Source organism: Streptomyces milbemycinicus (assembly GCF_002154605.1).
Lineage (GTDB): Bacteria > Actinomycetota > Actinomycetes > Streptomycetales > Streptomycetaceae > Streptomyces > Streptomyces milbemycinicus.
In genome coordinates this window covers 1-9,620 of record NZ_MUNE01000072.1, presented here as the reverse complement: position 1 = coordinate 9,620, position 9,620 = coordinate 1, and the positions used below count along the sequence as shown (strand labels likewise).

The 9,620-nt window shown below is 73.5% G+C and carries 8 protein-coding genes; 6 read left to right on the top strand and 2 right to left on the bottom strand.

What is annotated here, in order from left to right:
• Window positions 1-4,110, bottom strand: a 4,110-nt coding sequence (locus CCN51_RS06685; protein ID WP_211303206.1) for an ATP-dependent helicase, incomplete at its 3' end; no start/stop codon positions are given.
• Between the two features lie 79 nt (window positions 4,111-4,189).
• On the opposite strand from CCN51_RS06685, the gene CCN51_RS06680 reads away from it, so the two are divergent.
• The 3 genes from CCN51_RS06680 to CCN51_RS06670 all read left to right on the top strand — a co-directional run bounded on the left by CCN51_RS06680 (window position 4,190) and on the right by CCN51_RS06670 (window position 6,245).
• Window positions 4,190-5,059: an AraC family transcriptional regulator gene (locus CCN51_RS06680; protein WP_014175943.1), complete on the top strand. Its 870-nt coding sequence runs from the start codon at window positions 4,190-4,192 to the stop codon at window positions 5,057-5,059.
• Window positions 5,060-5,175: 116 nt separating this feature from the next.
• Window positions 5,176-5,946 carry an AzlC family ABC transporter permease gene (locus tag CCN51_RS06675; RefSeq protein WP_014175942.1) on the top strand — a complete coding sequence of 257 codons (771 nt, stop codon included), beginning with the start codon at window positions 5,176-5,178 and terminating at the stop codon, window positions 5,944-5,946.
• Entirely contained in the window at window positions 5,943-6,245 is a 303-nt protein-coding gene (locus CCN51_RS06670; RefSeq protein ID WP_014175941.1) for an AzlD domain-containing protein, read from the top strand. Before CCN51_RS06675 ends, CCN51_RS06670 begins: the two co-directional genes overlap by 4 nt.
• On the opposite strand, the gene CCN51_RS06665 is transcribed toward CCN51_RS06670, so the two are convergent.
• Window positions 6,242-7,198 carry a hypothetical protein gene (locus CCN51_RS06665; RefSeq protein ID WP_014175940.1) on the bottom strand — a complete coding sequence of 319 codons (957 nt, stop codon included), beginning with the start codon at window positions 7,196-7,198 and terminating at the stop codon, window positions 6,242-6,244. The genes CCN51_RS06670 and CCN51_RS06665 overlap by 4 nt on opposite strands.
• Before the next feature lie 79 nt (window positions 7,199-7,277).
• On the opposite strand from CCN51_RS06665, the gene CCN51_RS06660 reads away from it, so the two are divergent.
• The 3 genes from CCN51_RS06660 to recA all read left to right on the top strand — a co-directional run.
• Window positions 7,278-7,472 carry a DUF3046 domain-containing protein gene (locus CCN51_RS06660; RefSeq protein WP_014175939.1) on the top strand — a complete coding sequence of 65 codons (195 nt, stop codon included), beginning with the start codon at window positions 7,278-7,280 and terminating at the stop codon, window positions 7,470-7,472.
• A 76-nt stretch (window positions 7,473-7,548) separates the two neighbouring features.
• On the top strand, window positions 7,549-8,760 hold the full coding sequence (locus CCN51_RS06655; RefSeq protein WP_014175938.1) for an AI-2E family transporter: 1,212 nt from the start codon (window positions 7,549-7,551) through the stop codon (window positions 8,758-8,760).
• 139 nt (window positions 8,761-8,899) lie between these two features.
• Window positions 8,900-9,620: recombinase RecA (gene recA / locus CCN51_RS06650; protein ID WP_086859354.1), on the top strand; the 721-nt coding region annotated here is incomplete at its 3' end.

The window sequence follows — 9,620 nt, the reverse complement described above, 5'->3', positions numbered from 1 at the left end:
GGACAGCACGCGATAGGCGGCGGAGAACCCGCCCTCGACGCCCTCGGCGGCGACCGCGCCGCGGGTCACCACGCCGTGGCGGTCGAGGAGCGTGCGGGCCAGGGCGTGGGCGCGGTGAGTGGGCTCGGGCTCGCGCTCGGGCAGCAGGGACCAGCGGCCCGCCACGGTGGGCGGTCCGTTCCGGGAGGCGGTGGGGCGGGCGGTGAGGCTTCCGTAGCGGCCTCGGGGGACCGCGCGCCTGGCCCGGTGGGCGGTGGAGCCGGCCGTGCGGCCCGAGCCCATCAGGGCGCGCAGCGGGGCGAGGGTGTCGCCGGTGAGCCGGCCGGACCAGGCCAGGTCCCAGACGACCTCGGCGAGCTGGGGGTCCTGGACGTCGTGTCCGGCGGCCCGGACGTGCTCGGCGATCTGCCGGAAGAACAGGCCGTAGCCCCCGGCCAGCGTGTCCAGCACGGCTTGATGGAGAGGGCTGATCTCCAGGGGGTGCGGCGCGTGCAGCAGCAGCGGGGCGGCCTCGGCGAGGTGGAGGGTGACCCAGCCGTCCTTACCGGGCAGCGCGCCTGCCCCGGCCCATACGACCTCGCCGCTCGCGGTGAGCTCGTCCAGCATGGTGGGGGTGTAGTCGCTGACCCGCGAGGGCAGGACCAGTTTCTCCAGGGCGGAGGCGGGCACCGGGGCGCCCTGCAACTGCTCGATGGCGCGCACCAGCCCGTCGATCCCGCGCAGGCTGTGGGTGCCCAGATGCTGCCACCGGGGGAGGAACGCGGCGAGCGCGGCCGGCGGGACCGGCTCCAGCTCATGGCGCAGCGCGGCCAGGGAGCGGCGGCGCAGCCGGCGCAGCACGGCGGCGTCGCACCACTCCTGGCTGACGCCGGCCGGGGCGAACTCGCCCTGGACGATGCGGCCACTCGCCGCGAGGCCGTGCAGCGCCCCGTCGGTGACGGCGGTACCCAGGCCGAAGCGGGCCGCCGCCTGGGCGGAGGTGAACGGGCCGTGGGTGCGGGCGAAACGCGCCAGGAGATCCCCGAGCGGGTCCTTGACCGGCTCGGTGAACGCCTCGGGGACCCCGACGGGCAGCGCCGTGCCCAGCGCGTCCCGCAGCCGTCCCGCATCCTCGACGGCCGCCCAGTGGTCCTGCCCGGCGATCCGGACGCGGATGGCCCGGCGGGCGCCCGACAGATCGCGCGCCCACTGGGGATCGGCGCCGCGCTCGGCCAGCTCGGCGTCGGTCAGCGGCCCGAGGAGGCGCAGCAGGTCGGCCACGCCCTCGGCGTCCTTGACCCGGCGGTCGTCCGTGAGCCACTGCAGCTCGCGCTCCAGCTCGGCCAGGACGTCGGCGTCCAACAGCTCGCGCAGCTCCGCCTGGCCCAGGAGCTCGGCCAGCAGCCGGGAGTCGAGGGAGAGCGCGGCGGCCCGGCGCTCGGCCAGCGGGGAGTCGCCTTCGTACAGGAACTGCGCCACATAGCCGAAGAGCAGCGAGCGGGCGAACGGGGACGGCTCCGGGGTGGTCACCTCCACGAGCCGGACCCGGCGGGACTCGAGGTCGCCCATGAGCTCGGTGAGACCGGGGACGTCGAACACGTCCTGCAGACATTCGCGGACGGCTTCGAGCACGATCGGGAACGATCCGAACTCGCTTGCCACCTGCAGGAGCTGCGCGGCCCGCTGGCGCTGCTGCCACAGTGGGGTGCGCTTGCCGGGGTTGCGGCGGGGCAGCAGCAGGGCACGGGCGGCACATTCGCGGAACCGGGAGGCGAACAGCGCCGAGCCGCCCACCTGGTCGGTGACGATCTGACTGACCTCGTCCTTGTCGAAGGCGACATCGGCCGCTCCGACGGCGGACTGCTCGAAGTCGTACTCCCGGCCCTGGGCCATCGGGTCGCCGTCCAGCAGATCCAGGCCCATCAGGTCCGCGTCGGGCAGCCGCAGCACGATGCCGTCGTCCGCATGCATCGCCTGCGCGTCCAGCCCGAACCGCTCGGCCAGCCGCGTGCCCAGCGCCAGCGCCCAGGGGGCGTGGACCTGTGCGCCGAAGGGGGAGTGGATGACGACGCGCCAGTCGCCCAGCTCGTCCCGGAAGCGCTCCACGACGATCGTGCGGTCGTCCGGCACATGGCCGCAGGCGCGGCGCTGCTCGTCCAGATAGCTCAGGACGTTGTCCGCGGCCCAGGCGTCGAGCCCGGCGGCCAGCAGCCGCTCCCGGGCCGCCTCGGGGGTCATACCGCCGATCTCCCGGAGGAACGCGCCCAGCGCGCGGCCCAGCTCCAGCGGGCGGCCCAGCTGGTCCCCCTTCCAGAACGGGAGGCGTCCGGGGACACCGGGGGCAGGGGTGACCACGACCCGGTCGCGAGTGATGTCCTCGATCCGCCACGAGGTGGTGCCGAGGGTGAACACATCGCCCACCCGCGACTCGTAGACCATCTCCTCGTCGAGCTCGCCGACCCTGCCCCCGCCTTTCTTGGGGTCGGCGCCCGCCAGGAAGACTCCGAACAGCCCGCGGTCGGGGATCGTGCCGCCCGAGGTGACGGCCAGCCGCTGCGCCCCCGGGCGGCCGGTGACCGTGCCCGCCACGCGGTCCCACACCAGACGCGGCCGCAACTCCGCGAAGGCATCGGACGGATAACGGCCCGCGAGCATGTCCAGGACCGAGATGTAGGCGGACTCGGGGAGCGCGGCGAAGGGGGCGGCGCGGCGGACCAGGGCCAGCAGCTCGTCCACGTCCCAGGTGTCCACGGCCGTCATGGCGACGAGCTGCTGGGCCAGTACGTCCAGCGGATTGGCGGGCACGCGCAGCGACTCGATGGCCCCCTCGCGCATCCGCTCGGTGACCACCGCCGCCTGCACCAGGTCACCGCGGTACTTGGGGAAGACCACGCCGGTGGAGACCGCGCCCACCTGGTGGCCGGCGCGGCCCACGCGCTGCAGCCCGGAGGCCACCGAGGGCGGCGACTCGACCTGGACGACGAGATCGACCGCGCCCATGTCGATGCCCAGCTCCAGACTGGAGGTGGCCACCACGGCAGGCAGCCGGCCCGCCTTCAGGTCCTCCTCCACCAGCGCCCGCTGCTCCTTGGACACCGAGCCGTGGTGCGCGCGGGCCAGCAGCGCGGGCGCCCCCTTGGCCGCGCCCGACTCGGCCATCAGCTCGGCCGGTGAGTGGTCCTCGGGCAGAGCCTCGCCTGTGGCCCGTTCGTACGCGATCTCGTTGAGCCGGTTGCACAGCCGCTCGGCGAGGCGGCGGGAGTTGGCGAAGACGATCGTCGAGCGGTGGGCCTGCACCAGATCGGCGATCCGCTCCTCCACATGGGGCCAGATCGACGGCTTCTCGCCCGTATTCCCGTCACTTCCGTCCTGTACGGGGGAGCCGCCCAGCTCGCCCAGGTCCTCGACCGGGACCACCACCGACAGGTCGAACTCCTTGCCCGAGGGCGGCTGGACGATTTCCACCCTGCGCCGCGGCGACAGAAAGCGCGCCACCTCGTCCACCGGCCGCACGGTCGCCGAGAGGCCGATCCGCCGGGCCGGGCGGTTCAGCAGCTCGTCGAGCCGCTCCAGGGAGAGCGCCAGATGCGCGCCGCGCTTGGTCCCGGCGACGGCGTGCACCTCGTCCAGGATCACCGTCTCCACACCGCGGAGCGCCTCCCGCGCGGAGGAGGTGAGCATGAGGAACAGCGACTCGGGGGTGGTGATGAGGATGTCCGGCGGGCGGCTGACCAGGGCGCGGCGCTCGGCGGCCGGGGTGTCGCCGGACCGGACGCCCACCCGGATCTCCGGCTCGGGCAGCCCGAGCCGCACGGACTCCTGGCGGATGCCGGTGAGCGGACTGCGGAGGTTGCGCTCGACGTCCACCGCCAGGGCCTTGAGCGGCGAGATGTACAGCACCCGGCAGCGCCGCCGGGCCTCGGCCGGCGGGGGCGTGCTGGCCAGCCGGTCGAGTGCGGCGAGAAACGCGGCCAGGGTCTTGCCCGAGCCGGTGGGGGCCACGACCAGCACGTCCGATCCCTCACCGATCGCCCGCCAGGCGCCCTCCTGCGCGGCCGTGGGCGCGGTGAAGGCACCCGCGAACCAACCGCGGGTGGCGGGGGAGAATCCGTCGAGTGCTGGGCCTGCCATGCCCTCCATCGTGCACCGGGCCACTGACAACGGACGGACCCGCAGGTCATGGCCCTGGGCGGCGTCGCACAATGGCTCCATGGACACCAGGCGGGCGGGGGAGCGGACAGGGGAGTGGGCACGGCACTGGCGCTGGACCGCGCTGCCGGGGCTCGACCTGCTGCGGGCCCGTTATGTGCGCCACACCTTTCCCCTGCACTCCCATGACGGGTATGTGTTCGGCGCGGTCACCCGCGGGGTGGAGGAGGTCGGGCTGCCGGGCGGCACCGAGCGGGCCGGCCCCGGCACCGTCGTCATGATCAACCCGGAGGTGCCGCACACCGCGCGCGCCGGGGTGCCGGAGGGCTGGGCCTACGCCACGCTCTATCCGTCCGCGTCGGTGATCGCCGAGATCGCGGCCGAGACCACCACGGTCCGCGGCACGGTCGGGTTCGCCGAGGCCATGGTCGAGGCCCCGCACGCCGCGCATCTCATCAGCGAGGTGCACCGGGCGGCCGAGGAGGGCGACGCGCTCGCCGCCGACAGCCTGCTGCGCGTCGCCGTCGCCCACCTGCTGCGCCACCACGGCGGCCCGCTTCCCGCGCGCACGGCGCGCAGCGCGGGAGCGCGAACGGCGGCACGCGCCCGCGAGCTCCTTGAGGAGCGGTTGGCGGACCCGCCCACCCTCGAGCAACTGGCGGCCGAGCTCGGCACGGGCCCCTTCGCCCTGCTGCGCGCCTTCCGCGCCGCCTACGGCATGCCGCCGCACACCTGGCTCACCGACGCCCGGGTACGCCGGGCCCGCCTCCTCCTGGAGAGCGGTGCCGCGCCCGCCGAGGCCGCCGCGGCCGTCGGCTTCACCGACCAGCCCCATCTGAACCGTCACTTCACCCGGATCGTCGGAGTGCCGCCGGGCGCGTACCGGCGCGAGCGCGCCGCCGACCGGCTGAGGGGCGCGGCCAGGACGTAGGCGAAGCGCTCGTCGAAGGACTCGGCATCGAGGTGGCCGCGGGGGTGAGCAGGGCACTTGCCTATGCGTGAGGGGTGCAAGAACGTACAAGACCGGGCGCCGTCCGGTCTCCTACCGTGCGGGGTGTGCCAGAACAGATCGAGATACGTACCGGCTCCGAGGCCCGCTCCGGGCCCGGCAGCGGCGCTGAACCCAAGGCGAGCGCGGCCGTGGTCCGCGACGCGTTGGGTGTGGGGGTCGCGGTCGGGCTCTCCGGATTCGCCTTCGGTGTGACGTCGGCGGGTGCCGGCCTCAGCGTCCTGCAGACCTGTGCGCTCAGTCTCCTCGTCTTCACCGGCGCCTCGCAGTTCGCCCTCGTCGGCGCGCTGGCGGCGGGCGGCAATCCGTTCACCGCCGCTGCGGGCGCGTTCTTCCTGGGCGTGCGCAACGCCTTCTACGGGCTGCGGCTGTCCGGCCTCCTCGGTCTGCCCCGGTCGGTGCGCCCCCTGGCCGCCCACTGGGTCATCGACGAGACCTCCGCCGTCGCCCTCGCGCAGCCCGACCGGCGCACCGCGCGGCTCGGCTTCACCGTCACCGGCCTGAGCCTGTACGCCCTGTGGAACCTGACCACGCTGGTCGGCGCCCTCGGGGCGTCCGCACTCGGCGACACCGCGGCCTGGGGCCTGGACGCCGCAGGCCCGGCCGTCTTCCTCGCTCTGCTGGCCCCCATGCTCCGCGGCACGGTCGAGCGGGCGGCGGCCGGTCTCGGGGCGCTGCTCGTCCTCGGCTGTCTGCCGCTGCTGCCGGCCGGCGTGCCGGTTCTGGTGGCGGCGCTGGCCGCGCCCGCCGTTCTCGCCGTACAGGGCCTGCGCGCCCGGCGCACCACCGAGGAGGGCGGGGTCCGTTGAGTACCTGGATCGCCATCGGCGTCACCGCGGCCGGGTGCTACCTGGCCAAACTGCTGGGCCTGTCGGTGCCAGCCGGGGCCCTGGAACGCCCCGCCGTCCGCCGCCTCGCCGCGCTGCTGCCCGTCGCGTTGCTGGCCGCCCTCACGGCCCAGCAGACCTTCGGCGACGGGCAGCACCTGGTACTCGACGCGCGGGCCGCGGGGCTCGGCGCGGCGGCGGTCGCGCTGGTGCTGCGCGCTCCCTTTCTGGTGGTGGTCGCCGTCGCCGTGGTCGTCACCGCGGGCGTACGGGCCCTTTAGCCGAGCGCGCGCCCGTACGCGCGCAGCGTCAGCAGGGCCTCGAGGGTCACGATCGGCCGCCATTCCAGGGCCGCCCCGGGCGCCCACGGGCGCCGGCGCAGCGGCCAGCCGCCGTCCTCGCCCTGGGAGTCCGTGAGGAAGTCCAGCGACCGCTCCACCTCGGCGTCGGTGAACCACGGGCGGGCCACGGAGCCGGGGGTGCGCGCCACCTCGTATACGAAGACCCGCTCGCCGCCCGGTACGAAGACCCGCTCGCCCCGGGCGCGGCCCTCCGGCAGCGGGTGGTCCTCGGCGCGCTCTGGGTCCAGCACCACCAGCCCCTGTTTGCGTACCCGCCGGCCGAGTCGCTCCGCCGCCGCCAGCGCGCGGGGGCGGTCCGGCGCGCTGTCGAGGAAGGCGACGGCCGCCAGCACCTCGTGCGGCCGGAGCGCCGCGCCCTCCTCCAGCGCCGCGACCGCAGCCCAGCAGAAATCCGTCGCCCGGAACAGCCACGCGTGCCACACGTCGTTGCGGTGCAGCAGCCCCACCACAGGACCGGTCGCGAGCAGATCGCCGGCCGATCCGTCCGCCACGGGGTTCCAGGAGTCCACCGCGGCGCCGGGCGGCGCGGGGCGGTGCGCCGGGAGCGCGCCGTCCGGGGTGGTGATCTCCGTCAGATAGCGGCACAGCAGCTCCACGCGCCGTCCCCCGCAGCGTCCGATCCCGTCCAGGACGCGCAGCGCGTGCGCGGCGTGCTGCGGGCGGCTGTGCGGGCCGCGCAGCTCCGGCTCCAGAGCGTGGCCGTAGCCCCCGTCGTCACCCAGGTACGCGGCCAGCGCGGTCTCGACCGGGTCGGCGCCGCCGCCCAGGAAGTGGTACGCGAATCTGCGCTGCTCGAGCACCCGGGCGGTCAGCCACACGAACTGCTCGGCGCGGGCCAGCGGGGAGGAGGGGACTGCTGCGGATCGGTCCATGGGCCGACCGTAGGCCGGAAAGCGCTGTCGCACGGCGGCTCGCGTCCGACTGCACCCCCAGGAGCGCGATACTGATCGCATGCGGTTGACGGACTTCTGGCAGCGGATGGCGGACTACTTCGGTGAGGGGTACGCGGACTCCTTTGCGCGCGATCATGTGATGTCCGAGCTGGGCGGCCGGACCGTGCACCAGGCACTGGAGGCCGGCTGGGAGACCAAGGACGTCTGGCGCGGGGTGTGCGCCGCCCTGGAGATTCCGGCCGACAGGCGCTGAGCAGCCGCCGGGCCCATGAGCCCGGAGTTCGCGGGGTGGCCGGATATCTTTCACCGATGTACGCCACACTTGCTCAGTGGCCCCAGCAGAAGAGACCCTCCCGCCCGACGCCGACGACGTCCCCGCCGGCCCCCAGGCCGACGCCGCCCGCGAGGCGCGGCCCGGAGCGGCCATGCCGCGCTGGCTGCCGCGCGCCATGGTGCTCGCGCTCGCTCTGGTGGCTTGTTATCGCCTGGCCACCTGGGCCTTCGACCAGCTGACCGGACTGCTCCTCAACATCCTGATCGCGTTCTTCCTCGCGCTCGCCATCGAACCGGCCGTGGACCGGATGGCCGCGCGCGGCGTGCGCCGGGGCGTGGCGACGGGGCTGGTCTTCCTGGGCATCCTGATCGGTGTCGCGGGGTTCTTCACCCTGCTCGGCTCGATGCTCGCCGACCAGATCATGACCATGGTCGAGGACTTCCCGAAGTATCTGGACCAGTTGGTCATCTGGGTCAACGAGACCTTCCACACCGAGCTGTCACGGGTCGAGATCCAGGACAGCGTGCTCCACTCGGACTGGCTCCAGAGCTACGTCAGGAATAGCGCGAACAATGTGCTGGACGTCTCGGCGCAGGTCCTCGGGGGGCTCTTCAGGGTCCTGACGGTGACCCTCTTCGCCTTTTACTTCGCCGCCGACGGCCCCCGGCTGCGCCGCGCGCTGTGCTCGGTCCTGCCGCCGACCCGGCAGGCCGAGGTGTTGCGGGCCTGGGAGATCGCGGTCGCCAAGACCGGCGGCTACATCTACTCGCGCGGCCTGATGGCGCTGATCTCCGGCGTGGCGCACTACGTTCTGCTGGAGTGGCTGGGCGTGCCCTACGCCCCGGCGCTGGCCGTCTGGGTGGGGCTGATCTCCCAGTTCATCCCGACCATCGGCACTTATCTGGCGGGCGCCCTGCCGATGCTGATCGCGTTCACCGTCGAGCCCTGGTACGCGCTGTGGGTGCTGGTCTTCGTCGTGATCTACCAGCAGTTCGAGAACTACCTGCTGCAGCCGCGCATCACCGCCAGGACCGTGGACATCCACCCGGCCGTCTCGTTCGGCTCGGTGATCGCGGGCACCGCGCTGCTCGGCGCGGTGGGCGCGCTGATCGCGATCCCGGCGACCGCGACGCTGCAGGCGTTCCTCGGCGCGTACATCAAGCGGTACGACGTCGCGGACGACCTGCGGGTCCAGAGGCGGACGCGGCGGCGGGGCGGCATGTCGGCCCTCGCGCGGGTGCGGGACTCGCTGAAGCGGCGTAGTTGACACGAAAATCGAACATCCATTCTCATGGTGGATCTCGCCTGAGTTATCCACAGGCCGAGGACGTCCGGGCCGCTTGTCAGTGGCAGGGGTTAGCGTCGTGGACGTGAAGCGATCGACTCAAGCAAACCGGGTGGAACCCATGGCAGGAACCGACCGCGAGAAGGCGCTCGACGCCGCGCTCGCACAGATTGAACGGCAATTCGGCAAAGGCGCAGTGATGCGCATGGGGGAGCGGCCGAACGAGCCGATCGAGGTGATTCCCACCGGGTCGACCGCGCTCGACGTCGCCCTGGGCGTCGGCGGCCTGCCGCGCGGCCGTGTGGTGGAGGTCTTCGGTCCCGAGTCCTCCGGTAAGACCACCCTGACCCTCCACGCGGTGGCGAACGCGCAGCGGGCCGGCGGCGCGGTCGCGTTCGTGGACGCGGAGCACGCCCTCGACCCGGACTACGCGCAGAAACTGGGCGTGGACACCGACTCCCTCATCCTGTCCCAGCCGGACAACGGCGAGCAGGCGCTCGAGATCACCGACATGCTGGTCCGCTCCGGCGCGCTCGACCTCATCGTCATCGACTCCGTCGCCGCCCTGGTGCCGCGGGCGGAGATCGAGGGCGAGATGGGCGACTCCCACGTCGGTCTGCAGGCCCGGCTGATGAGCCAGGCGCTCCGCAAGATCACCAGCGCGCTCAACCAGTCCAAGACCACCGCGATCTTCATCAACCAGCTCCGCGAGAAGATCGGCGTCATGTTCGGCTCCCCCGAGACGACGACCGGTGGCCGGGCGCTGAAGTTCTACGCCTCGGTGCGCCTGGACATCCGCCGCATCGAGACCCTCAAGGACGGCACCGAGGCGGTCGGCAACC